Raw genomic sequence first — 26,755 nt, 5'->3', positions numbered from 1 at the left:
AAGTCGAAGTTCAAACCATTGGCAAATAGACAATAAATTCAGCCCCCACGCCCGGCTTACCGATAGCTGTTATGGCGCCGTGATGGTTATCAACAATTTTTTTACAAATCGCCAGTCCTATACCTGTTCCTTCAAATGAGGTTCTGTTATGGAGCCGCTGAAAGACCTGAAAAATACGGTCTTTAAACTGTGGATCAAAACCAATTCCGTTGTCGGAAAATGATATGAAACAGTAGTTTTTAAATGGATCGATTTCCGGAAGACCAATGTCTTTACCCGAAATAACGCCAGTACTGATGTTCAGGGACGGTGGCGTATCGTTTTTTACAAATTTCAGCGCGTTGGCAATCAGGTTTGTAAAAAGTTGTTCAAACTGATAAACGATTACATTGAGAGTTGGCAGCGGCATATTCTGTATGATTGCTCCTTTCTGCTGTATGGTTTCCTGTAATTGTTCTTTAACATTTTGCAGCACGATATTCAAATCCGTTTCCTCGAAATTTTTCTCAACCGCATTTGCCCTTGAAAAAGCGAGAAGGTCCAAAATCAACTGCTGCATCCGCGTGGAAGACGACTGCATTCTGATGAAATAATCCTTTCCACGATCCGACAAATTATGATGTTCTGTCTCAATAATACGTGTAGCGAAAGTCTGGATTTTTCGTAACGGTTCCTGCAAATCGTGACTGGCCACATAGGCGAACTGCCCCAACTCAATATTAGTTCTAATCAATTCGTCATTGATGACTGTTAGCTCCCGGGTCCGCTGCTGTACTTTGGATTCCAGTTCATCGATAAATAATTTACTGTCATGAATATCGGTACTGGTTCCAACCCACATCTGGATAACGCCAGCAGCATCCCGTTGCGGAATAGCCCGACTGAGTTGCCAGCGATATTCTCCATCGTGCCGGCGGAAACGATGTTCGCAGGTAAAATCTGTTCCATTTGTTATCGCATCCCTCCAAAGGCGAATATTTATTTCCCGGTCTGCGGGATGAACAATATCCAGCCAGCCAACTCTTTGAATATCTTCGAAAGTCAAACCGGAGTAGTCGAAAACAGATTTACTGAAATAATTCAGATTTCCGGCAGTATCGCTTGTCCAGATAAATTGCGGCATAAAATCTGCCAATGTTCGGAATTTCGACTCGCTGGTTTTCAGCGCAAATTCTGCTTCTTTTCGATCTGTTATATCAATAACCACATTCATTGCTCCCGTAACATTTCCGGCACTATCATGAATAGGCTGTGGGTTTGCAATGATATTTCGGAAAGTTCCATTAGGCCTTTTGATGTATGCTTCAACCGTGAATGCCCGGTCTTCCTTCAACGCAATTCCCATCGGGCATTCGGCATGCGGCAAAAACTCACCGTCCAGCGTATACATTTCATGCGAGCCACACCACAATTCCTTACCAAGCTCTGGTTCGCGTCCCCAAAGTTTGACCGCAGCTTTGTTATATAAATTCACATAACCGTTTTCATCAACAGTGTAAACAGCCACGGGCAAAGTCTGGATCAGGTCGCGATAACGCTTTTCACTTTCTTCAATGATTATCTCGGCACGTTTTTGCGATGTGATATCCATCATCGTTCCGAGCATACGCATCGGCTCATGGTCCTCGTCAAAAACGATTTTTCCTTGCGTACGTATCCAGTGGACAGATTCGTCAGGGTGTATGATCCTTGCCTCGTAATAATAGATTCCCGTTTCCAAAGCTTTTTCAAATGCCTTTTCAACAATATTGACACGATCATCCGGATGAACCTGGTCGCGGAGTTCAAAATGTGTTAAAATTTTTCCTTCATCCTGTCCGAAAATCTGATTTAATCTTGGCGTGTAAACGATTGACCGGGTTCTTAAATTCAAATCCCAGGTCGCCAGTTGCGTCCCCTCTGTTGCCAGACTTAGCCGTTCAACTGAATCGCTCACCAGTTGCCTGGCTTCCACTTTTTCAGTGACATCATTGGCAGAAACAAGAACTCCCGCTACTGAGCCGTCCAGCTCAAACATCGGTGCATATTGAAAATCCAGATAATACTTTTTTAAACCCTCACGGGTTTCTATATAGGCAACCGCTTCATTTTCTTTGTAAGTCGTACCATTTTTATATACTTCAGCAAGAATTTGCGGAAACTTTTGGCCGGTTAACTCAGGAAATACATCAAGTAGCTTTTTCCCCTGCACTTCTTCCAATTCCCGCTGCCATAAATCACGAAGCATGGTTTCGTTGGCCAGGACAATTACCATATCCTCCCCCTTCAAAACAGCCTTCGCAAATGGCGACTGGATTACAAGATTTTTAAACTGATTTTCGCTTTTTTGCAGGGCATGTTTGGCCTTTACCTGCTCAGTCACTTCGGTTGCCACGACGACGATACCGCTGATTGAATGATCCGATTCGAGTAAAGGCTGATATACGAAGTTGAAAAAGCCCTGCTCATGCAGTCCAGCTCGTACGAGTGTAACTTCGAATTCGTTCCCATAAAATGGAATACCTGTTTCCAAAATTCCGTGTAAAATCGGACTGATAGTCGCCTCTACTTCTGGCAGGGAATCAAACAATGGCCGTCCAACAAACTCTTCCTCAATTTTATCGACGATTTGCAGATAGGTATCATTGGCCATTTCCACAATCAGATCATGACCGCGAAGAATGACAATGCCGACTGGCGCCTGCATCATAGTGTCCCGAAATTTCTTTTCGCCTTCGTCGAATTCCTGTTTGACAAAATTTGCCTGATGAATTTCGGATTTCACATTCCCATCAATTGCCAGAAGTTTTTCGTGTAATTGAAGAAGTTCTTTATAGCTGTTAATCAAATGATCCCAAGCCGGGTTAGGTTCATTTCCTGACTTCACTTTTAATTCAGTGATGGATAATAATGCAGTAAGACTGTTAGCAATCAGCTCGATACTGCCCAAGCCTTCGCGGGCTTTTTCTATTTTTCCGCTTTTGAAGAGTTCAACCAGGTCTGAGGCATGAACATGCAGTTTTTGATGGACTTTTTCAAGCTCCTGCATTTCAGGAATGTGCCCGTATTTTTCCAATGCATGGCCATAAATCCACTTCCCGACTTCGCACTTGGTATGATTGGCCAGTGCAGTTTCATCTACCGGGATGCCATACAAGTATGAACGTAAATTGGTTTTAAATAAAAGATGCTTTGCCCTGGCCCGTTCAAAATCCAATTCGAGTAAATCCATACTTTATCCTATTTTCGGGGTATTGAAGATGCTCAAAACCCATCGACATTGCGAACAATAGGTGATTCTAATATTGAAAATTAAAATTTTCCTTAAAGGTTTTAACGCCACCCTTACCCCAGTCGATTGCCAAAATTCCCTGAATCGCGGTTTTCAATCTGGGAAATGAACCCGGCTTTCGTACAAAATAATTAGCGCCTTGTTCATACAACCTATTAATCGCTTCCTCTTCTCCTGTTGTTGAAAGAATCACAACCGGAATATTTTTATACTTCTGCGAATTTCTGATTTCTGCCAGACATTCAAAGCCATTCTTCTTTGGCATATTCAGGTCAAGAAAGATGACATCCGGTGGCGGCGGTACTGTCTTACCAAGCAGCTCCATCAACTCCACACCATCATTCGCAGTCGCAAGTTTTGTAGATGCATTCACTTCTTTCAATGCGTCTTCAAATAACATGCAATCATCTTCATCGTCGTCAGCCAGGAGGATGTACTTTCTTGTATTATCGTTCATGTCAGGTTTTTCAGTTGTTGATCTTAACGTTGCCTCCCATTTTTAAGGCTCATAATTTACCAAGGGTCATCCAAAAAGATTAGAAGGCCGAATACAAATTTGCATCTTTTAAGAACAATAATTACCGCAAAATAAATTTTAACAATTTCTACCAGAACTCTATTTTAAGACGAAATACAAAACTATTTGATAATCAATACTTTAAATCTCCCCTTCGCCTAATTCTTTTTTCTTTTTAGCCTGATGCAGACGATAATTTAAGGTTAAATTAATTTGCCTTAACCTGCCCTGAGCGCTTGTAGTTGTGTAAAAGTTCGACCCCTCCACAACTGACCGGTACTTGCGGGAATTAAAAACGTCGGTTATACTTAAAGTTAGCGTACCGTTATTCTTTAAAACATCGCGGCTTGCAGCTATATCCAGCGTGGCAAGTGATTTCCTTCTTCCCTGCGGCGTTTGCTGGGGAGCTTCATAGTTTCCCCGGAATTGCAGATCAGTATTTTTCCACAGAATGAAACGGGAAGTCGCCCGCACGAACCAGCTATACGTATCACTTTGAAAAGACTCGTCAAGCCCGGTACCATTGGTGATCGCCCTGAAAAAATTTATACTTCCATCCATTTTCCACCACTGAAAAAAGGAATATGAGCTAGTAAATTCTGCTCCGTAAGAATTTTCCGTTCCTAAATTTTCAGGTCTGGTGAAAGAGTTTCCATTTTCTTCAACCCGGCGGATACTGATGATTTTCCCATTTGTGTGGCGGTAATAAATGGAAGAACTTAATGAGCCCTTTTCGACATATTTGATATGCCCGATTTCAAAGGCATTCGTAAATTCAGGATTCAAATCCGGATTCCCACTGAAAAAATTCCGGTTGTCGCTGAATGTCATAAACGGGCTCAAATCATTGTATTGAGGCCGCCGAACCCTACGACTGAAACTTAACTGCAATGCATTTTGCTTCGGCAAATCATACGTCACATGAAGGCTTGGAAATAAGTTTGCATATTTTCTGTCATTTACTTCATTGGTTTGCTTTAAAGTCGTGGTCACACCGGTCCATTCTGCTCTCAAACCAACCTGATACGAAAATTTATTGACCTTATTTCCTATGATACCGTAGACCGCATTGATATCTTCTTCGTATAAAAAGTCGTTGGTCAGACCCGGGATCGGACTGAAACTTCCGTCATTGTTTTCCTGTGTTACGGTATAATCATTTGTCATATCGCGGGCGCTGCTTCGCGCTCCTGCTTCCAATTTTCCATTTTTCCCAAAAGGATGCACGTAGTCAACCTGGAACAATAATTGCTTTTCAGTTTCATAATTGACCGCGCGCTGCAAAGTTGGAGGTACATCAGAAGCACTACCATCAGGTTTAAATGATTTCTCTCTGTAATACTGATCAGAATCTTCCCAATTATCCAGATAGCGAATATCTGCCGTCAGTTCCTGACCCTTTTTGTTAAATGTTTTTTTATAAGTTATCGCATATTCCGAATTTGGCTCAGTTTCCGTTTCATCCTGGGTCCTGTATGTCGAACTCGTCGGATTGTTTAAATTGGAAAGAAAATCACGGTAATTAATTTCAGAAAAACGTTTCCCTTTGCTCAAACGATAAGTATAGGAACCTGTCAGAACATTTTTATCATTGAAGTAATAATCGATACCTGCCCGGGCGCTATTATTCTGTCCTTTCAGATTGCTCTTCATATCTTTCAAAGTGATGAAAGTTGAATCATTTCGAAAAAGCTGCTGGTTCTGAGAATTTCTGCCTGGCGTGTTTCGGTATGCGGCCGTATAGTTAATGAAGAAATTAAGATTCTTTTTACGATAATTTACATTGGCCGCTGCGCCAAAATTCGTCGGATTTCCCGCAATAATATCGAATGAACCATTGAAACCTTCTTTTCTTTCTTTTTTCAGAATAATATTGATAACTCCGCCCATTCCTTCCGCCTCATATCTGGCAGATGGATTTGTGATGATCTCAACCCGCTCGATCATGCTGCCTTGCAATTGCTGCAAACCGCTCCCACCTTTCAAACTGACCAGACCAGAGGGTTTTCCATCAATAAGTATCCGCACATTGTTACTTCCCCGAAGACTAACATTTCCATCAACATCGACAGCCACTGAAGGTATATTTGTCAAAATATCAACCCCGGTTCCGCCAGCATTTGCCAGATCTTTTCCAACGTTAAAGATCTTTCTGTCCAAAGTCAGCTCCATCGTACTTTTCTCACCTTGCACCACAACCTCATCCAGCGTTTTTGCTGATGCAGACAATTTGATTACGCCAATATCCAATGGAGAATTTTCGGCGCCTACATTAACACCGGAAGTTTTACGCGCATTGTAACCAATAAATTCTGACAAGGCATAGTACTTTCCGGCGATGGTTTCTATGATAAATGATCCGGATTCGTCCGTGATGGCACCTGTAACGAATGTACTGTCTGAAACTTTAAACAACCGCACGCTTGCATAAGCCAGCGCCGAATTATTCTGATTATCGGTAATCTTGCCTTTTACCAAAAGTTTTCCCCCAGACTGGGCGATTGAAGAAGAGTTACTAAAAATCAAAAGCAGACATACTAAACCCACATAGTGAGAAAACCGCCGTGATAACCAGTTTGTTTTAATAAGAAAAATACTCGCTCCCGAGTCCGCAAATAGCTGTAATAGTTTAGTCATTGAATCGGTAACAGGTTTGAACATTTTGTTATAAAACCCATTAAACCACTCGATTTACTCTGAATATTTGTAGATAATGACAATATATCATTAGGTGAAATTCCTCGCTACAACCAATCTCTGCTGAATAGAACATCTTTACATATCAGTTCGTATTATTTTGCTTCGTCGGAATTGAATTTTGATATATTTGGGAAACTCAATTACTTACATACCCTGAAAATTAACTACATGCTGCAAAATGACGCAACAGTTTTAGGCCTGTTAATGGTGATTTTAGCCATGGTATTTTACACGGCTTCATTACCGCAAAAAGGATGGCAACGATTTTACAGCATTTTCCCGCCGTTGCTTCTTTGCTACTTCATTCCTGGTTTACTGAATTCGTTTGGGATAATCAATGGAGCCGAATCTCAGCTATATCCGGTTGTTTCAAGATATCTGCTTCCAGCGTGTCTTGTACTTTTCACGCTGGGAATGGATTGGAAAGCGTTGTCGAAACTTGGTCCGCCAGCAATTATTATGATGCTTGTAGGATCTTTTGGAATAATCATTGGAGGTCCTATCGCCCTTTTTATTGTTGGAAAAATAAGTCCTGAAACAGTTGCCGGAGAAGGCCCTGATGCCATTTGGCGAGGATTGGCAACCATTGCCGGAAGCTGGATCGGCGGCGGTGCCAATCAGACTGCTTTACGTGAAGTTTTTAAACCAAGTGACAGATTATTCTCTCAAATTGTTGCCGTTGATGTTATCACAGCCGAATTATGGATGGCGGTTTTAATATATGGTGCAGGTTTTGCGACAAAAATAGATCGATTTCTGAAAGCTGATAGCAGTGGGATTGATGAAATTAAAAATCATCTCGAAGCTTATCAACAGAATAACCAGAAAATTCCGGCAACAAAAGACTTTATATATCTGGCTGCTGTCGGTTTGGGTGCTACCGGAATTGCTCATTTTCTGGCAGAAATAATTACACCTTATTTAAGCACGAATTATCCGTCTTTGGAAAAATACAGTCTCACGTCCAGCTTTTTCTGGATAACCGGATTGGTGACACTAATCGGAATTATTCTATCCTTTACGCCTTTACGAAAACTGGAAAATGTTGGTGCATCAAAATTGGGAAGTGTATTTCTTTACATTTTAGTGGCAACCATCGGTATGCAGATGGATTTGGGATCGGTTGCTAATAATCCCGGACTTTTTGCCATTGGTTTAATCTGGATGATGATTCATGCAGGTTTAATTATTTTAGTAGCGCGATTATTAAAAATTCCATACTTCTTTCTCGCTGTTTCCAGTCAGGCTAATGTGGGCGGTTCCGCGTCCGCATCGGTGGTTGCGGCAGCTTTTCATCCTTCACTGGCATCCGTAGGGATTTTATTGGCAATTCTTGGTTATGCCATAGGTACCTACGGGGGTTATCTTTCGGCACTTATGATGCAGTGGATAAGTGAAATGTAGGATTTGAAAGTTTAGGCATGTAATTTTGTCGGCCTATATAATTATTTTCATGAAGAACATTCGTAATTTTTGCATTATTGCCCATATTGACCACGGAAAAAGTACGCTGGCAGATCGTCTGTTGGAATTTACCAAAACGGTATCCAACCGCGACATGCAGGCGCAGCTCCTTGACAATATGGATCTGGAACGCGAACGCGGCATCACGATCAAGAGCCACGCAATCCAGATGACTTATCTTTACCAAGGGGAAGAATACACACTGAACCTGATTGATACGCCGGGACACGTCGATTTTTCTTATGAAGTTTCCCGTTCGATTGCTGCCTGTGAAGGTGCATTATTGCTTGTAGATGCCTCACAAGGAACAGAAGCGCAGACAATTTCAAATTTATATCTTGCTATAAATCATAATCTTACCATCATCCCGGTACTTAATAAAGTGGATTTACCAGGCGCAAGACCTGAGGAAATCAAGGATGAAATGGTTGACCTGCTGGGTTGCGAACGTGATGATATCATTCCGGCCAGCGGAAAAGAAGGAATTGGTATCAAAGAAATTCTTGATGCTATCATTGAAAGGGTTCCTGCGCCGGTAGGTGATCCGGAAGCTCCTTTGCAGGCACTTATCTTTGACTCCGTTTTCAACTCCTACCGTGGTATTGAAGTTATTTTCCGTATAAAAAACGGAAGTATCAAAAAAGGCGATAAGGTAAAATTCATGAACACCGGCAAAGAATATTTTGCCGATGAAATTGGTACACTTGGTCTTGTTCAAATACCAAAACAAGTTGTTGAATGCGGTGACGTAGGTTATCTGATTTCGGGTATCAAAGTGGCCAAAGAAGTAAAAGTTGGTGATACGATCACGCATTTGCACCGCCAGGCATCTGAATCCATCGTTGGTTTCTCGGAAGTAAAACCAATGGTTTTTGCAGGTATTTATCCGGTTGATACCACCGAATTTGAAGAACTTCGTGATGCGATGGAAAAACTTCAGCTGAACGATGCCGCTTTGGTTTGGGAACCTGAAACATCTGCGGCACTTGGTTTTGGTTTCCGCTGCGGATTCCTTGGTATGCTGCACATGGAAATCGTTCAGGAACGTCTGGAACGCGAATTTGATATGACAGTTATCACAACAGTTCCTTCGGTTCAGTTTAGGATAACCAATACAAAAGACCAGTTGATCAATATCAGCGCTCCGTCAGAAATGCCGGAACCGAACCTTATCAACTGGATTGAAGAACCTTATATCAACGCGCAGATTATCACAAAATCTGATTACATCGGCCCGATCCTTACACTTTGTATGGATAAGCGTGGCATGTTGAAAAATCAGGTTTATCTGACTGCCGAACGCGTTGAACTACAATTCAGATTACCTCTTGCCGAAGTTGTGTTTGACTTTTTTGACAAACTGAAAACGATTTCAAAAGGTTATGCGTCGCTGGATTATGACCTGGCTGGTTATGAAGAATCTGACATGGTGAAACTCGACGTAATGCTTAACGGCGAACCGGTTGATGCTTTGTCGGCCATAGTTCACAGAACAAAAGCATACGAATGGGGTAAAAAACTCTGCGAGAAATTGCGTGAACTGATTCCCCGTCAAATGTTTGAGATCGCGATCCAGGCTGCTATTGGCCAGAAGATTATCGCCCGTGAAACAGTGAAGGCGATGCGTAAAGACGTATTGGCAAAATGTTATGGTGGTGATATTTCCCGTAAGCGTAAACTGCTTGAAAAACAGAAAAAAGGTAAGAAACGTATGCGTCAGGTTGGTAATGTAGAAATTCCACAGGAAGCATTTATGGCTGTATTGAAGATTAATTAAATCGAAAGCAGCGTTATAATTTAATAACAAAAGAAAGTGCTTCGTAAGCCTTTTGTTGTAAATTTGACTCAAATCTATTTGTAATACCCAAGAAACTAAAATACGACAAATACCGATATGGCAGAAGTAATCCGTATGCCCAAGATGAGCGACACCATGGAAGAAGGTGTTATTGCAGAATGGCACAAACAAGTTGGTGATGTAATCAAATCCGGTGAAATTATAGCGGAAGTCGAGACCGACAAAGCTACTATGGATCTTGAATCGTATTATGATGGTACTCTTCTTTATATAGGCGTTAAAAAAGGCGATGCTGTTCCTATTGACGGCGTAATGGCCATTGTAGGTGAGCAAGGTGAAGATTATAAATCATTACTGGAAGAAGGTGGTGGAAATGGTGCTGCAAGTAATGGTAAAGCAGAAGCTCCGAAAGAAGAAGCTAAACCAGAAGCAGCAGTTGAAACTGCAACACCGACCGCTGAAAAAGCACCGGCTGCACCTGCCGCAAAATCTAATGAAAAAATCAATGCTGCCGTGGTTCGTATGCCTAAAATGAGCGATACGATGGAAGAAGGAACTTTGGTTTCATGGCAGAAAAAAGTTGGAGATAAAGTAAAATCAGGAGACATTCTGGCGGAAGTCGAAACCGACAAAGCCACCATGGAACTTGAAGCATACGAAGATGGTACTTTGCTTTATGTAGGTATCAAAGAAGGCGAAGCAGTTCCGGTTGACGGAATTATTGCTGTAATTGGCGAAGAAGGATCTAACGTTGAAGCTTTGCTTGCCCGTGAAAACGGAGAAGCAGAACCCGGAGTGGATGCTTCTGAAGCGGCGGCTCCTGCTGCCAAAACGGAAGAAGCTGGTGCTCCTGCAGAAGCCGATAAAACTACATCAGTTGCAGATTCAGGAGAACGCATTAAGGCCTCTCCGCTAGCACGTCGTTTGGCAGAAGAAAAAGGAATCAACATCGATCAGGTTTCAGGAAGTGGCGATAATGGCCGTATCGTGAAACGTGATGTTGATGAATTTAAACCGGCTGCTAAAACAGAAGCTACGCCTGCAAAAGCTGCTGAACCAGCACCTGCTGCGAAACCAGAAGCACAACCAGTTGCTGCACCTGCAAACGGAGATTTCGTTGATACGCCAATTTCTCAAATGCGTAAAACGATTGCACGTCGTTTGAGCGATAGTTTGTTCACTGCACCGCATTTCTATGTAACCATGGAAATCGTGATGGACAAAGCGATGGCATTACGTCCTCAATTGAATGAAGTTAGCCCTGCTAAAATCTCGTTTAATGACTTCGTGATCAAAGCTTGTGCGATTGCCTTGAAACAACATCCTGCGGTTAACTCTGCATGGTTGGGAGACAAAATCAGAAAATACAATTATGTAAATATCGGTGTTGCCGTTGCGGTTGACGAAGGACTTTTGGTTCCTGTAATCCGTGATGCCGACAAGAAAAATCTTTCTACTATTTCGGCGGAAGTAAAGGATTTTGCCGGTAAAGCAAAAGATAAAAAATTGCAGCCAAAGGATTGGGAAGGAAATACTTTCTCGATTTCTAACTTGGGTATGTTTGGTGTAGATGAATTTACAGCCATCATTAACCCACCAGATTCCTGCATTTTGGCGATTGGTGGTATCAAAAAAGTTGCGGCTTTCAAAGAAGACGGAACGGTATACCCAACCAACATTATGAAGGTTACACTTTCTGCTGATCACCGCGTTGTGGACGGAGCACTTGCTGCTCAGTTCCTGAACACTGTGAAAAAGCTATTGGAAGAGCCGATGAGCATGTTGGTATAATGTTGTAATTACAAACACACACACTAAATATGAAATCAGGAGACCGTTTAAATCAGATAGAACCGCTTATTGCTGAAATGCTCATTAAGCTGGATGAAACCGCATTGAAAGTTGATAAGGTTTCTGAGGATGTTACTGAACTTAGAATTTCCATGAAAAGAAATTCTGAAAAACTGGACAAGCATACTGATATTTTAGTCAAGCATAGTGAAAATATTTCCTTTCTTCTGGAAAATCAGTTATTGTTAAACAACAAAATTGATGAGATGGATAAACGATTTGATCGAATTGATGGAAAGTTTGATCAGATAGATCAAAAATTTGATCGGATTGATCAAAAATTTGACGGAATCGATGGAAGGCTGGACAAAATGGATAATAATTTTGATGAGATAAAGAGAAGATTCGTTGAAAATGAAAATACTCAGCAGGAAATCAAACTTATCCAGGAATCCATTTTAACACTCCTGAAAAACAAAAACTAGTTTTTCGAAATGATTTCAGTTCTTAAAATACAATAATGTCAAAAGTGTCAGGTTTTATAGCCTGGCACTTTTGTTTTAATGACAGATTAAATTTCTGCGCTTTTAGCAGATATCATTTAGAATCCACAATTACACTATGGAAAAAATACATGCAACCACCGTCCTTGGCGTACTACACAATGGCACCGTTTCACTGGGTGCTGACGGACAGGCGACGATGGGTAATACAGTCGCGAAAAGCAACGTAAAAAAGATCAGGACACTGATGGGCGGTAAAATTCTCGTTGGTTTTGCGGGATCAACGGCTGATGCTTTTACACTTCTGGAACGCTTTGAAGAAAAGCTTAATGCTTACGGAGGCAATATGAAACGTGCGGCTATCGAGCTTGCAAAGGATTGGCGTACGGATCGTTATTTACGTAAGTTGGAAGCTATGATGATCACAGCCAATAAAGATGAGATTCTTGTCATTTCCGGAACAGGTGACGTATTGGAACCTGAAAATGGAATCGCAGCAATTGGCTCTGGCGGAAACTTTGCTTTGTCAGCAGCACAGGCTTTGAAAAAACATGCCACGCATCTGACAGCGGAAGAAATGGTTCGTGAAGGATTAACAGTTGCAGCAGATCTTTGTATCTATACAAACCACAATCTTGTTATTGAAAAAGTTGTTCAATAATATCGATTAGAAAGCGGTAGATTTTTCAGCCGCTTTCTAATCTTAAAGTAACTTTTCAATTTTATAATATTCAATTTCTTCTTTGTAGAAAGGCTCAGAGATCTTTTTAAATCCTACCCTTTCGTAAAAATTCAACGCGTCCGTTCTTGCGTCGCACCACAATCTTTCGAAGCCACTTTCTTTGGCATATTTAATTGCTTTCAAAATCATCATTTTGCCCAGTCCGCGATTTTGATATTCTTGCAGCGTAGCAAACTTCCTGAACCGCATACTGCTACCTTCCGCAAATAAGGAGATAATCGTCACCAGAATATTATCTTCATAAAGTCCGAAATGAATCCCTTCTTCATCTCCATTCACTTTAACAAATTCGAACGGTTTGTCAGGCCAAAGTACTTTATGCCGGATTGGCAGAATATCAATTACTGACACTTTTTTGATTTCAATACCCATTAATATCGTGTTTGATCATAGTTGCGCAAGAAGTGTCATAATTCTGACCAGCTCGTCAGAAACCAGCCTGCTGCTTTCCTGTTGATATTTGTTAGCAATGATTGCAAAACTCAACACCGCTCCGGATTTTGCAGTAACGTAACCGGCATAAGCTCTTGTACCGCCTATGGAGCCGCTTTTTGCTCTTATGTTCCCGGCAGCCCTGGTTCCCTTACCCAAATTCCGAACTGTTCCATTAACACCTAAAATCGCTATACTTTTATAAAAATCAGCATACGAAGATTCTTTGGTCGCCAGACTTAGAATGTCGGTCATATTGTTTGTCGTCACGGAACCTGATGGCGAGAGCCCACTTCCATCTTTGATAAAAAAACCAGTCACGTCAGCCTTTTTGTTCCACCAATAATTTGTCATTGCTTTTGCTGCGTCATCATATTCAGACTTTCCTTCCAGAGTTTTCCCCGCTTTTTTTAGAAAAGCATCCGCGTACAAATTGACACTCCAAAAATTTGTCTGCTGACAGATTTCACGCAACGGAGGTGACTTATATTCGTCCAGAATTTTCTTCGGACTCAATGGGGTCAGTATGCCGGAGCTTTTCAATGTTGGTATTTCTGTAATGACCCTCACCGTCGCAGACAGATTTTGTTTTAATGCGTATGCTGCATAGACTGCCGGATCAGGAATTGACCCTTTTACTGAAAAAGTCGGCACGCCTCTCGGAACAGTTCCTGTCAGTATCACATTCTTGCTTAGCGGATTTCCGTAAACAATGGTTTTGTCACCCGAACCTCTTTCTCCTGTGGTCACCAAATTGTTGAAAACCAAGTAAGGTATGTCAGGCTCAATACCCATAAAAGTTGAAAGATCTCCTTCACCTATTCCCGGTTTAAACTTAATAAGATACTGGTTATCATTAAAATTAAGTCCTGAAACACCTGCACCGTAGTAGTTTCCAAGATCACCCCAAACCCAGGTGTCTGCCAAGGTATTTTTATCAAAATAAGATGCATCCGGGATGATATCTCCTTTAATAACTTTGATACCAGCTTTTTGTATGGCCGCGGTCCAGCGAGCAACCAACTGTGTACTTGATAAATAATCTTTGAACCTTTCGCTTCCGAGAGAAGGGTCGCCGGTTCCCCGGATATAGATATTTCCGAACAAAGTATCTTTACTAAAATAACCGTCATGTTCCAGAAAAGTCTGGTATCGGAAGTCTCCTCCCAATACCCCTAATATTGTCGCTGTGCTGACCAATTTGAGAATGGATGCTGACGGCAGCGTTTTTTCTGAATTAATTGCAAAAATTGTTTTCTTATCGGTAGTATTTTTTACACTAACCGATAGTGTTCCATTTCGTATCAATTCACTATCTTGCAGTTCCAATACAGCATCACTTAAAACCGTTAGAGCCAAACTATCAATTGATTGTCCTTTGATCATATGCACAATCAGCACACAGAAAAAGGTTAATTTTAATTTCATAAATCTTTCTTTGGTCTCGGTCAGATAAAATAATTGTATATTCTATCGCTAATCTATATAGAGTTCGGCAATTCTACGCCTCTTTTTTGATACTTTTGCAGTTAAATGTTTAAGTTGAGATGATTATATTCCGTAACAATTGCCGTTATTACCAGGCATAATTTTACTACTCGCATTTTTACTTTAACTTAATCTTTTTAATAAAGATTTCGATTCGAAATAATATTGATTTTTCGCTCTTGGGGAGAAATCACAATATAGATATTCACAGTATTACATAAAACATGAAATTGACATTTTGGGGAGCCGCCCAACAAGTTACCGGTAGTATGTTTCTGCTAGAATCAGACGATTACCGGATTTTGATTGACTGTGGCTCAGACTTTGATTTAGATGAAAAAGACAGAAGAACACGCTATGATGAACAAAAAAGTGTTTTCCCTTTTGATGCAAGCTTGATAAATACAGTGCTGCTTACGCATGCACACATTGACCATTCCGGAAACATTCCAAATTTATTTAAAGAAGGTTTTGAGGGCAGAGTTGTTTGTACAGAGCCTACCCTGGCGCTTACTTCACTGTTATTGAAAGATGCAGCGCATTTACACCAAAAAAGATTGAATGCTCAAAACGGTTCTTCCAACAAAAAAAGAGGCCGCAAAAGGAAGGATGTTCCTCGAGATTATTTTGTCGAAAAAAACGTCATTGAGGCCCTTGATAATTTTGTTCCGGTATCGTTTGGACAGCGTTACCGGATTTCAGATAATGTGGCCATAACATTTTACGCGGCCGGACACTTGCTTGGTGCAGCGCATATTGTTGTAGAAGTAACAGAAAATGGAGAAAAGAAGAAAATCTGCTTTTCAGGCGATATTGGACGCAGCAATTATCCGTTGCTGATCGATCCACAGGAGGTGCCGCAGGTAGATTATCTGATTTGTGAATCAACCTATGGAAACCGCTTGCACGAGGATTTAACCTCGCCCGCAGAAGCGCTTGCTGACGTGATCAAACGGACTTGCATTGATATTCCCGGCAGACTGATTATTCCGTCATTCAGTGTCGGAAGGACCCAGGCCTTACTTTTTACTTTAAATAAAATATACGCTGATCACGCATTTCCCAATCTGAAAGTCTTTTCGGATAGTCCGCTGGCGCATAGCAGCACCAAAGTTTATCAGCGTTATGTAAGGTTATTGAACAAGGAAGCCAGAAACTTCCATGCAGATAACGATATACTTTTCGATTTCGAGAATCTGATTTATCTTGAAAGTTCGGATGCGAGTCGCGCCGTTTCTAATTATAACGAACCCTGTATCATTATTTCTTCCTCCGGAATGGTTCAGGGAGGAAGGGTTGAGCAGCACGTAGAAGCTAACATCGGAAATCCTTACGCGACGATTCTGATGATCGGCTATGCATCTGAAGGTACGCTGGGATGGAGGCTTTTAAACGGGCAGGACAGTATTTCGATTCGGGGAAACAAGCTGCCGGTCTTGGCTAATATTGAAAAAATTGACGTATTTAGCGGCCACGGAGATCAGAATGACTTGATCAGGTTTGTGAAAATGCAGGATCCGGAAAAATTAAAGGCAGTTTTTTTGGTTCATGGCGAACATCAGAGCATGACTGACTTCCAGGGTAAAATTAATGAATTTGGCTATAAGACGGTTGAAATACCGTTGCGGGGACACTCCTATGAACTTTAAACCCGGCCACAAAGAAGCAATATAACATGAGAACATACCTTGATTTCGAAAAACCAATGGCCGAGCTAGAACGTAAGCTCGAAGAGATGAAGACATTAGCACAGCAAAATAATGTTGATGTTTCTTCCGCTATTTCCCTCTTGGAAAATAATATTACTGAACTTCGTAAGGAAATTTTTGGGAAGCTAACAAGCTGGCAGCGTGTCCAGCTTTCGCGCCATCCGGACCGCCCTTATACACTGGATTATATTCAGTTGATCTGCGATGAGTTTATCGAACTTCATGGCGACCGTCAGGTTCGCGATGATCCTGCGATGATCGGAGGACTAGCCAATATCAACGGCCAGACTTTCATGATCATTGGTCAGCAAAAAGGACGTAATACTAAACAGCGCCAGCACCGGAATTTTGGTATGCCTAATCCGGAAGGGTACCGCAAAGCCTTGCGTTTGATGAAACTCGCTGAAAAGTTTAATGTTCCGATTGTTACTTTGGTAGATACTCCTGGTGCCTTTCCCGGAATGGAAGCGGAAGAAAGGGGTCAAGGTGAAGCGATTGCAAGAAACATAAAAGAAATGTTCCTTTTAAAAGTTCCGGTTATCTGTATTATTATCGGAGAAGGTGCTTCTGGCGGAGCAATTGGTATTGCGATCGGCGACCGCGTTCTGATGTTGGAAAATACCTGGTATTCCGTGATTTCTCCTGAAAACTGCTCGACGATTCTGTGGCGCAGCTGGGATTTTAAAGAGCAGGCAGCAGAAGCCATGAAAATCACGGCGAAGGATATGAAGACCAACGGATTGATCGACGGTATTGTGCCGGAACCGCTGGGCGGTGCGCATCTTGACCACGCGTGGATGGCAGCTGAACTAAAAAAGACGATTTTGAGTAATTTTGAAGAATTATCTTCTATGTCGCCACAGAAAAGAATCGACAAAAGAATCGATAAATTCTGTGCGATGGGTGTTGTTGTTGAATAACATATTTAAGATGCTGTCATGAAGAATAGCCTTATAAAAAATATAGTTTTTGACCTGGGTGATGTTATTCTAAACATTGACGTCCCTCTTGCTTCGAGATCTTTCGGAAAATTAAGCGGCCGCGAGCAGCATGAAATTCTAACGCTTTTCAAAGAAAATGAACTTTTTCGCTTGTTTGAAACAGGACTTGTGGATGAAGATGCATTCAGGAATATGATCAGAGAATTACTTGAATTCCCTGACTGGTCAGAGGAAATTATAGATACGGCCTGGAACAGTTTATTGCTGGATATTCCTCCGGCGCGCATCGAACTGATCAAAGAACTCAGCAAAAATTACCGATTATTTTTATTAAGTAATACCAGTTCAATACATATCAAACAGGTTAACAAGATTTTACATGCTGCTACCGGCATTGAAAAACTAGACGACCTGTTTGAAAAAGTATATCTTTCGTATGAAATGGGCCTGATGAAACCCGATCCTGCAATTTATCTGCGGGTTTTGGAAGAATCTGGCCTTGTTGCTGAGGAAACATTATTTCTTGACGACAACGCTGATAATATTGCAGCGGCTTCAAAACTAGGCATTGACACAATTCTTGTCCAAAAGCCTGTCACTATTCTGGACTATCTAAAAGATTATGTCGCCTAGTACCCGCACACACCTGATTCAGGCTTTACTTTTTATTGCAACCGTGATCACCACCACCATGGCCGGTGCTGAATGGATGTATGGTAATATTTTCACTTTTGTTGGTTCAGCCATTCATTTTCTGGCAGAAAAAAGTTCAGGAAAGGACATTCCTTTGACTGGAACATTCATGGGATGGACACAGTTTTTTGCCGGGTTTCAGTTTTCAATTCCTTTTTTGGCCATTCTAACAGTTCATGAGTTCGGTCATTATTTTACAGCAAAAGCACATCAGGTTAAAGTTACGCTGCCCTATTACATTCCGTTGTGGTTTGGAATATCCCAAAGCATTGGAACCATGGGCGCATTTATTAGAATAACATCCGTAGTCAAATCCCGCTTAAAATTCTTTGACATTGGAATTGCCGGTCCATTGGCAGGTTTTGCCGCTGCTCTGGTAGTATTGTGGTATGGCTTCACACATCTTCCGCCTGCGGAATATATTTTCACAATCCACCCGGAATATGCCCGTTATGGATTGAGTTACCCTCAGTTCGTTTATGAAAATGCAGAGGGAAATCTGGCGCTTGGCGATAACATTCTGTTCTGGTTTTTTAAGAATTTCGTTGCAGATCCAAGTAGTCTGCCGCATAACAATGAGATTATACACTACCCCTACATTTTCGCCGGATATCTGGCTTTGTTTTTCACTTCATTAAATCTTATCCCGATCGGACAACTTGACGGCGGCCATATTTTATATGGCATGTTGGGTAAAAAAAGATTCGACGTCATTGCTCCTGCCTTTTTTGTCGTATTTGTATTTTATGCCGGGCTAGGAATGTTCAGAGCCGAAGACTTTGCCATTAACAGCGATTCGGTCTTTTATGAGCAGTTATTATCACTTTTCATTTACGTCTATTTCCTGTACATCTGCCTTCGAAAAATCAGCGAAAATCCTTCAAATGCTATCATGCTGAGTTTAATGATCGTTGTGGCACAGTTTGGCGCTACTTACCTTCGCCCGGACTGGGATGGATATTCAGGTTTTCTGCCTTTCATTTTTATTCTTGGTCGTTTTTTAGGCATCCGCCATCCTGACACCGAAGACAACAGACCGATAGGAACCGCAAGAATGATTCTGGGAGTCTTCGCCCTGATCATTTTTATAATTTCTTTCAGCCCAAAACCGTTTATTATTCTCTGACCCATTATCGGGCAAAAGTAAAATAATGTTCATTTCATGTTAAATGCTTTTGTAGCATTCGTCTATCGCACTGCCGGCTGGAAAATTATCGGAAGGGCACCTCACGAAATAAAAAAGGCCGTATGGGTTGGAGCACCTCATAATTCTAACTGGGATTTCATGTTATGCCTGGGAGCCCGGGGTGTGTTGAAAATAAACATTGGGTTTCTTGCAAAAAGCCAGCTATTTAAGTGGTATTCCGGCTGGCTGTTCCGGGCACTTGGCTGTTATCCGGTTTATCGTAACCAATCGCAAAATCTGGTTGATGCTGTTGTCAAAATGTACGATCAAAATGATTCCCTGCATATTGCCATCACGCCGGAAGGTACTCGTAAAGACGTTGAGCGGCTAAAAACTGGATTTTACCATATAGCACTTAAAGCAAATGTTCCTCTTATTTTAATTGGTTTTGATTATCCAAGAAAAGCCCTGGTTATAAGTGAACCTGTATTCCTGACCGGCGATTTCGAAGCGGACCTGAGTCTTGTTTATCGTTTTTACACCAAAATTCAGGGAAAACATAAAACCTGGCTAAAAAACTTTGAAGAAACCGGCACAATCCCGGCACAACAAAAAACGTAAAATTTCTCGGTTAAGATTCTCATTGTCAAACACCAGACAAACAGTATATTGCGTCAAATCCAACCCTGACGCAAATGGTTTCCCGCAGAAAATTTCTTCAATATTGCCTGGCTTCTCCTCTTATTTACGGAGATCTGTATGCCCAAACACAAATAATCAATACTGTGCTGGGCCCGATTAAGCCAGCCGAACTTGGTAAAACATTAATTCATGAGCACGTTCTGGTTGACTTTATTGGAGCGGATAAGGTTAATTCCAACCGTTGGGAGCATGAGAAAGTTATTCAAAAAGCATTACCATTTTTGAAGGAAGTCAAGACAAAGGGTATACAAAGTATTGCAGAGTGTACACCTGCTTATCTTGGAAGGGACGTAATGCTTTTGAAAAAACTTTCGCAGCTCAGCGGTCTTCAAATTCTTACCAATACCGGTTATTACGGCGCAGTGGATAATAAATATTTACCAAAACACGCATACTCCGAAACCGCTGAACAGCTGGCAAAACGATGGATTACTGAGTTTGAAAATGGAATAGAAGGTACCGGAATAAAACCAGGCTTTATTAAAATAAGTGTGAACCCGGGTTCTCTGTCAACATTGCATCAGAAACTGGTTGTAGCCGCAGGGCTGACACATTTAAAAACCGGACTGACCATATACTCTCACACCGGCCCATCCCTGCCCGCTTTCGAAGAAATTGAAATTCTCCACGAATTGGGCGTACATGCCAGTGCATTTGTTTGGGTGCATGCAAATAGTAACGATGAAAACGACTTCATCAAAGCTGCGAAAATGGGGACCTGGATTAGTCTGGACGGTATTGATGAAGGAAATATGGACAAAAACGCAGCTATTCTTCAGTTGTTAAAGTCTAACCGCCTCTTGAACAAAGCGCTGATTTCGCATGATGCCGGTTGGTACAAGCCAGGAGAAGAAAATGGCGGGACGTTCAGGGGATACACAACAATTTCCGATCAATTCATTCCATTGCTTAAAACGAAAGGTTTCACAGAAAAAGAAATTGAGCAATTAATAATTAAAAATCCGGCTGAGGTTTTTATGATAAAAAGACGTACCTTATAATATATTTGACCCTGATTATCAAAAGTTTAACCATCACTCCTATAACTTGATGATAACACTTTCTACATTTACAACTAACCAGCGGAAACTTTTATTACTAACACTTTTTGCTTTTGCATTTTTATTTTTTGTGAGTTCCGCCGGTATTAATTGTTCTAACGATGGAAGTCATTTTGCATTGGCAAAATCCATTTATTACAATCATACGACAGAAATAAAACCATTTTTTGGGTATGTAAAGTGCTGTGATTTTGCAGAGAAAAATGGCAAGATCTATTCCGACCGGCTGCCAGGAAATGCGCTGTTGATGTTACCATTATTGGCATATTCCAATCTTCTCAAATTAATTGGCTTGCCCTATTTGGGTCAAAAATTCGAAACGGATATTGTTGCAATTTCCCTCTTACCGAATGTTTGTGCACTGCTCAGCCTGGTCATTTTGTTTCTATTGTTCACGCAATCCGGTTTTGGATTTTCGATTTCATTTATATCAACCGTAATTTACGGCTTAGGAACGCTGCACTGGCTTGAAGCAACGCATGCGTTTTCGCACATGCCGTCTCTGCTCTTCGTAGTGGCCGCAATTTATGTTACATTTTCTGTCAAGGATTTTGTAAGAAACCAGAATCTGGTTTATACAATGGCAGCACTTATTGGCTTTTCTACACTCATTGAGCTTCAAAATATCCTATTTATCGGGCCAGTTTTCATTTACTTTTTTGTAACAATGAACCCGGCAGACCGAATTAATTATAAAGATTGGTTACCTGTTTTTATAAAATCCCTGATAATTGCCGGCTTCTTTGTTGGCTGTCTTCTATTTTATAATTTTCTCACTTTCAATGAGTTGATCTTAAAAAGTAATACTTATAACCCAAACTTCCCGGAAGAAAAAACCTTCTCAGAATCGCTTGGCGGTGATTTTGTAGCTGGCCTGGGAAAATTGCTGATCGACTTTTCAAACCCTGATCTTTACTATAATTGGAATGAAGGGAAAAATAATGATATTCCAGGTCTTTTGGTTACATCTCCGATATTATGGATTTCAATGGCGGGATTTTTACTTTTTTTCAAAAAAGCGTCATACAAAGCGCTTCTTTTTATAACATTGATTTCTATTTCTGTGATCATTGCTGCGCTTCATAAGACTACGCTTACCAGGCATATTTTCACGATTCTCCCATTCTTTTTCTTCCCTTTTGCTTATGTTCTTGAAAGAGTCTGGTTTTCGAAAAAGTATAAACTTCCCGGTCTTATCGTGATTGGTTGTTTGACGCTAATAAGTATCATGCGCATATACTATGTCACCGCGACTTATTGGGGATACGGGGGCAGAGATTTTTTTAAGTTTAAAACAGAACTTCCCTTTTTTCTTGCTTTTTACATTCCAGTTCTGGCAATTGCCCTGTTTTGGAGAAAGAAATTAAACCGGTCCTATGAAAAGACTATTGCATCTTCCCAATTGTAAATGCTGTCCAGCCGTCGTTATCGGACCTCAGAGAAAATGAGAATCCATGATTTAAAAGAATTTCCCGCGTAAGTGTCAGGCCGATTCCCTGACCGTCCTTTTTTGTACTGAAAAATGGATTAAAAAGCTGACTTGCGATTTCCTCTGAAATAGGCAAACCGTTGTTTTTTATTAATATCTGCGAATCAATGATTTCAATAACAATATTCTTTCCGCTTTCACAAACGTCAATTGCATTTTTTATAACATTCACAAAAACCTGCTCCATTTGCGCAGGATCCGCCTGAACTGATAAATTTTCGTCATCTCCGATCCCGATAATAACATCAATTTCCTTTTGTTGCGCTAGCGCACGCATGAAGATTCCAGTGTTTTTTACTAATGCTGCCATGTTAATCTGCTCCTTTCGTGGAGTTGGTAAGCGGACTACATCAGCAAAATTCCGCATAAAGTTTGCAAGCTTTTGATTTCGTTCTGACGCAACCCCCAACGCTTCCCTTAAATCCAGGAACGAATCTTCTGACAAATAGTTTCTGGTTGTTTGCAAGATCGAATCCGTCGCCCCCAAGGTGTTATTTACCTCATGCGCCATCATTCTGATCACCTTCCCATACGCTTTTTTCTCAGATTGAAGAATGTCATCAGTCAGTTCTTCAATCATCAAAAATGATCTTCGGAAGCCCTGATCCATAAAATGAGAACGCTGAACTTTGTAGGTTTCGATTCCATTTATTTTTACAGTTTTGGAATCTCCATCCTCTAAATTTTGAAGTTGGTTCAGCAAAGGAAAATCAAGCTCGCTTAGCTTTTTATCAACAAAAAAACCAGGCTCACAATTAAACAACTTTCTGGCTTTGTCGTTGATCTGCGCTATTTTTTCGTCAAAATCAAAAATCAGGATCGCTATTGGCGAGGCTTCTATAAGCTTTTCTAAAAAGAAATGTTGTTCATTTAATTTAGTCCTTTCCTCACGAAGCTGGTCAATCATCAGGTTGTAAACTTCAATCAAAATATCAACTTCACTTTTCCCGGTGGACACAAATTTTATTGTAAAATCCTTATCCTTGATCGCTTCAATACCCGAACGAACAAATTCGATTGGTCGTAAAAAATCACGGTAAATCTGGATTGAGAACAGGACTGAAATAACGATCAAAATCTCTGATGCGATGAAATATAACTTGTTCTCATTGAGCCATTTGAAGGCAAGAAATATTAATGCTAAATGAAGAATTACTATAAAAATAATATATCTGTAACGCAGAGAAATTTTCATGAATGCGGTTTTTGATTAACTTTCTGATTCATAAGAAATTCCATATTTTTCCAGTCGCCGGTAAAGTGCAAACCTGGTAATCCCCAAAGATCTTGCAACTTTTGAAATTTTCTGCTGATGAAATTCCATTGCGCGAATGATCATTTGATATTCCATTTCTTCCAGCGTCAGAGCTCCAACTTCTGGTAACGTACTTTTCACAGAAGATTGAGAATTGTCAATATGTTTCTTAAAATCTTCTACATCAAGAATATCTCCGACAGACAAAAGAACAGTTCTTTCAACGATATTTTTCAATTGCCGGATATTCCCTTGCAGCGTCAGCGTTTTAAGCCATTTCAATGCCGGCTGACTTAATTTTAATTCAGGGCGCTGATAAATTAATTTAAGATTATTGACAAAAAATTCGGCTAAAACAGGAATATCGCCCGGGCGCTCGCGAAGTGACGGAAGTTTCACTGTGATCAGGTTGATACGATAAAACAGATCTTCACGAAAACTTCCGTCAGTGACCATTTCTTCCAGATTACGGTTTGTGGCACAAATGATACGCACGTCTGCTTTCCTGCTTTTGCTGCTTCCAAGTGGTTCAAAGGTACGTTCCTGCAAAACACGCAATAATTTGACCTGACTGGAAAGATCCAGTTCGCCTATTTCATCCAGGAAAATTGTTCCCTGGTGGGCCATTTCAAAACGTCCGATCCGGTCGGCTTTTGCATCTGTAAACGCACCTTTGACATGACCGAACAATTCACTTTCGAATAAAGAGGAAGAAATTCCGCCCAGATTTACTTTGATAAACGGCTTTGTTTTGCGCTTACTATTAGAATGAATAGCCTCGGCAATCAATTCTTTTCCCGTTCCACTTTCTCCGGTAACTAAAACCGGCGCATCCGTTGCTGAAATCCGGCCAACGGTTTCGAGAATTTCTAACAATTTCCGGTCGTCACCGACTATATTTTCAAAATGATAAGTTTGTTCCAGTTTTCTGCGATTTGCAGATTGCGGCGTTTGTTGTGCGAGATTTAAAATTGTTTTCACCGATTGCAGTAGATAATCATTCTGCCAGGGTTTGGTGATAAAATCCCGTGCACCTTCTTTCATTCCCTTCACTGCCAGATCGATCGTTCCCCAACCTGTTATCAGAATCACTGGAATTGCTGCATTGATTTTTCTGATTTTGGTGAGTAATGTCATTCCTTCATCGCCGGAGGTTTCGATTGAAAAGTTGAGATCAAGCAGAATTAATTCCGGGGTTTCTTTATTCAAAATTTCAATGGTATCCTCGGGAGAAGCCGCACCTCTGACGCTAAACCCTTCTTTTTTCAGGAGAAGGGCTAGTGAGGTTCTAATGGCTAAGTCGTCGTCTACTATGAGGATCATAAGTGGGTGAGTTTCGGGTATTTCACGCAAAGCAAAAAAGCGGACGCCGCGAGGTTAAAAACGCAGAGGGCGCAAAGTTTTTTCTAAAGGTTATTGGCGATTCTGTGAATTCCTTCTTTTAATAGTTTGGTATTAAAATTAATTAGCAAGCCTAATTTTAAGTTCGATAATTTTAGGTATGTAAGAAGTTGAGAATAATGCACAGGCGCTAGTATTTCGATCGATTTAATTTCTAAACTATTTTATTTTCAACAATTAAATCTAGTCGATACCCAACATCTAATCGCACTTCTTTATAATGAAAAGGCATTGCTACTTGTTGCCTAACTTTAAAACCAGCTTCTCTTAAATCATAAGCCAAGGCATTTTCGTATGTAGATTCCAATAAAACCCGGACCCACATTTTTATGCAATTCCAAAGCAATCCCTATAATCGCAAAGGATAATTCGTTCTCATTCATGAATAGTATGTATTAAGTTTAACACAAATGACGTCAAAAAACTTTGCGTCCTTTGCGTTTAATCCGCGCGGCGTCCGCTTTTTTGCTTTGCGTGAACCCCTTTAAACCCTTAATCCTCATGCAAAGCAATTGCCGGATGAATTCTTGACGCCTGCCGACTCGGATACCAAGCACATAACGTGACGATGATAAATATGACTACGATGGCGATTATAATTGCTGTAACATATACCCCACCAGCTACATCAAATACATTCATCAATGGAAACTGAATCGCAAATAATATACCTAACACCAGGCTAAAACTAGCCAGAACCCATATTTCACCCAGGAACTGTGCTGTTACGCTCCCTTCAGTAGCACCCATCGCACGACGTAAGCCAATTTCTCCGCGCCTTCTGGCTATACTTAAATTTAGAATCCCAAATAAACCCAAAGCGACATTGACTAGCAGAAAACTGCAAATAATCAGAAAAATAATGACCGGGATAAGTGTAATATTATGTTGTGTTTGACGCGCGTCTGTCAGATATATAATTTCGGAGCTCCAACCTTTTCCAATGCCGGTAATTGCCTTCACAAGTTTGGCTTCAAACACAGCATCCGTCCCAGGCTTGACTCGAATTACCAATGTTTTGTTATAAATCTGATCGGCCTTTAATAGCTCAAACATGATTGGTTTGTTGAGCATAAATTCAGCTTTGTCCTTATAATAATCTACAACACCTGCCACAACCCAAGTTGCTTTTCCATAATAGTCATTAAGTACTTTTCCAACAGCCGGTTGATTATCAAAAAGTGCAGTTTCTGCCATTTTGTTGATCACAACAGGAATGTATTTACCTACACTATCCGTATTTCGATACCATTTTCCAGCTATCAGTGGAATATTGATAGTTTTTGAAAGATTTTCATCTGCAATAACAACCCCTATTTGAACATTTGAATTTTTATACTTAACGGTTCGGCTGTTATTGCTGTGTGAAAAAGGATAAGCATCGCTCATCCTTGAAAGTGATTCTACTTCTGGAAACCCCTTAACGCTTTGAAATATAGTTTGCACCTTTTCTGCTACTGCCATAGTATCCTGATTGTTGTTCAGGGTAATCGCCCAAACATTTTCATACTCAAATCCGAGTGGTTCCAGGTAATTTTTGACATTGTAAGTAATCAGCGTTGCCAGTCCAAAAAGGACCATAAAGGAAGCCCAAATCTCTATGATCAGCAGTGAATGGGTTTTCTTTTTATTCCATATTAATTTGAAAAGATGGCGTATCATGGGGAAGAAT

General features: G+C 40.8%; 20 protein-coding genes and 1 pseudogene. 12 read left to right on the top strand and 9 right to left on the bottom strand.

All coding sequences use genetic code 11. From position 1 onward, the window contains the following. Positions 1–10: 10 nt before the first annotated feature. The 3 genes from L0657_RS12830 to L0657_RS12820 form a co-directional block, all read right to left on the bottom strand. Positions 11–3,211, bottom strand: a complete 3,201-nt coding sequence (locus L0657_RS12830; protein ID WP_235151193.1) for a PAS domain S-box protein — start codon at positions 3,209–3,211, stop codon at positions 11–13. A 67-nt stretch (positions 3,212–3,278) separates the two neighbouring features. Beyond that, positions 3,279–3,728, bottom strand: a complete 450-nt coding sequence (locus L0657_RS12825) for a response regulator (RefSeq protein WP_235151192.1) — start codon at positions 3,726–3,728, stop codon at positions 3,279–3,281. Positions 3,729–3,929: 201 nt separating this feature from the next. Then, entirely contained in the window at positions 3,930–6,425 is a 2,496-nt protein-coding gene (locus tag L0657_RS12820) for a TonB-dependent receptor domain-containing protein (protein WP_235151191.1), read from the bottom strand. Positions 6,426–6,656: 231 nt separating this feature from the next. Here L0657_RS12820 and L0657_RS12815 point away from each other — a divergent pair, with 231 nt between their 5' ends. The 5 genes from L0657_RS12815 (at position 6,657) to hslV (ending at position 12,705) form a co-directional block, all read left to right on the top strand. Continuing rightward, positions 6,657–7,892: a DUF819 domain-containing protein gene (locus tag L0657_RS12815; RefSeq protein ID WP_235151190.1), complete on the top strand. Its 1,236-nt coding sequence runs from the start codon at positions 6,657–6,659 to the stop codon at positions 7,890–7,892. A gap of 49 nt (positions 7,893–7,941) precedes the next feature. Further along, entirely contained in the window at positions 7,942–9,729 is a 1,788-nt protein-coding gene (lepA, locus tag L0657_RS12810) for a translation elongation factor 4 (protein ID WP_235151189.1), read from the top strand. 117 nt (positions 9,730–9,846) lie between these two features. Continuing rightward, positions 9,847–11,541: a pyruvate dehydrogenase complex dihydrolipoamide acetyltransferase gene (locus L0657_RS12805; RefSeq protein WP_235151188.1), complete on the top strand. Its 1,695-nt coding sequence runs from the start codon at positions 9,847–9,849 to the stop codon at positions 11,539–11,541. A 29-nt stretch (positions 11,542–11,570) separates the two neighbouring features. Next, positions 11,571–12,026, top strand: coding sequence for a hypothetical protein (locus tag L0657_RS12800; protein ID WP_235151187.1), 456 nt, complete (start codon positions 11,571–11,573; stop codon positions 12,024–12,026). 136 nt (positions 12,027–12,162) lie between these two features. After that, complete coding sequence (gene hslV, locus L0657_RS12795) at positions 12,163–12,705, top strand: ATP-dependent protease subunit HslV (protein ID WP_137343122.1); 543 nt, start codon at positions 12,163–12,165, stop codon at positions 12,703–12,705. A 42-nt stretch (positions 12,706–12,747) separates the two neighbouring features. Here the strand turns inward: hslV and L0657_RS12790 are convergent, their stop codons facing one another. Together L0657_RS12790 and dacB are read right to left on the bottom strand one after the other, a co-directional pair. Next, entirely contained in the window at positions 12,748–13,158 is a 411-nt protein-coding gene (locus tag L0657_RS12790; protein ID WP_235151186.1) for a GNAT family N-acetyltransferase, read from the bottom strand. A gap of 15 nt (positions 13,159–13,173) precedes the next feature. Further along, positions 13,174–14,646 carry a D-alanyl-D-alanine carboxypeptidase/D-alanyl-D-alanine-endopeptidase gene (gene dacB, locus L0657_RS12785; RefSeq protein ID WP_235151185.1) on the bottom strand — a complete coding sequence of 491 codons (1,473 nt, stop codon included), beginning with the start codon at positions 14,644–14,646 and terminating at the stop codon, positions 13,174–13,176. Positions 14,647–14,930: 284 nt separating this feature from the next. Here dacB and L0657_RS12780 point away from each other — a divergent pair, with 284 nt between their 5' ends. The 7 genes from L0657_RS12780 (at position 14,931) to L0657_RS12750 (ending at position 22,346) form a co-directional block, all read left to right on the top strand. Further along, positions 14,931–16,355, top strand: a complete 1,425-nt coding sequence (locus L0657_RS12780; RefSeq protein WP_235151184.1) for an MBL fold metallo-hydrolase RNA specificity domain-containing protein — start codon at positions 14,931–14,933, stop codon at positions 16,353–16,355. A gap of 26 nt (positions 16,356–16,381) precedes the next feature. Next, positions 16,382–17,335 carry an acetyl-CoA carboxylase carboxyltransferase subunit alpha gene (locus L0657_RS12775; protein WP_235151183.1) on the top strand — a complete coding sequence of 318 codons (954 nt, stop codon included), beginning with the start codon at positions 16,382–16,384 and terminating at the stop codon, positions 17,333–17,335. Between the two features lie 18 nt (positions 17,336–17,353). Beyond that, a complete protein-coding gene (locus L0657_RS12770; protein WP_235151182.1) occupies positions 17,354–17,989 on the top strand; it encodes an HAD family phosphatase in 636 nt (211 codons plus the stop codon). Next, positions 17,979–19,175 carry a site-2 protease family protein gene (locus L0657_RS12765; protein ID WP_235151181.1) on the top strand — a complete coding sequence of 399 codons (1,197 nt, stop codon included), beginning with the start codon at positions 17,979–17,981 and terminating at the stop codon, positions 19,173–19,175. Before L0657_RS12770 ends, L0657_RS12765 begins: the two co-directional genes overlap by 11 nt. 36 nt (positions 19,176–19,211) lie before the next feature. After that, on the top strand, positions 19,212–19,796 hold the full coding sequence (locus tag L0657_RS12760) for a 1-acyl-sn-glycerol-3-phosphate acyltransferase (RefSeq protein WP_235151180.1): 585 nt from the start codon (positions 19,212–19,214) through the stop codon (positions 19,794–19,796). Between the two features lie 74 nt (positions 19,797–19,870). Next, positions 19,871–20,878 carry a phosphotriesterase gene (locus L0657_RS12755; protein ID WP_235151179.1) on the top strand — a complete coding sequence of 336 codons (1,008 nt, stop codon included), beginning with the start codon at positions 19,871–19,873 and terminating at the stop codon, positions 20,876–20,878. Positions 20,879–20,927: 49 nt separating this feature from the next. Beyond that, a complete protein-coding gene (locus L0657_RS12750; protein WP_235151178.1) occupies positions 20,928–22,346 on the top strand; it encodes a hypothetical protein in 1,419 nt (472 codons plus the stop codon). Here L0657_RS12750 and L0657_RS12745 read toward each other — a convergent pair. From L0657_RS12745 to L0657_RS12730, 4 genes and pseudogenes are all read right to left on the bottom strand, one after another. Next, positions 22,324–23,622, bottom strand: coding sequence for a PAS domain-containing sensor histidine kinase (locus L0657_RS12745; RefSeq protein ID WP_235151177.1), 1,299 nt, complete (start codon positions 23,620–23,622; stop codon positions 22,324–22,326). The genes L0657_RS12750 and L0657_RS12745 overlap by 23 nt on opposite strands. A gap of 15 nt (positions 23,623–23,637) precedes the next feature. Then, positions 23,638–25,005: a sigma-54 dependent transcriptional regulator gene (locus tag L0657_RS12740; RefSeq protein WP_235151176.1), complete on the bottom strand. Its 1,368-nt coding sequence runs from the start codon at positions 25,003–25,005 to the stop codon at positions 23,638–23,640. 83 nt (positions 25,006–25,088) lie between these two features. Further along, a pseudogene (locus L0657_RS12735) lies at positions 25,089–25,408 on the bottom strand (GxxExxY protein). 167 nt (positions 25,409–25,575) lie between these two features. Beyond that, positions 25,576–26,745, bottom strand: coding sequence for an ABC transporter permease (locus tag L0657_RS12730; protein WP_235151175.1), 1,170 nt, complete (start codon positions 26,743–26,745; stop codon positions 25,576–25,578). Between the last annotated feature and the right edge of the window lie 10 nt (positions 26,746–26,755).

It is taken from the genome of Dyadobacter sp. CY345, assembly GCF_021502725.1.
In the GTDB taxonomy this organism is placed as follows: domain Bacteria; phylum Bacteroidota; class Bacteroidia; order Cytophagales; family Spirosomataceae; genus Dyadobacter.
Note: the sequence above shows the minus strand (reverse complement) of the source record. Positions and strands in the feature narration are given on the sequence as shown.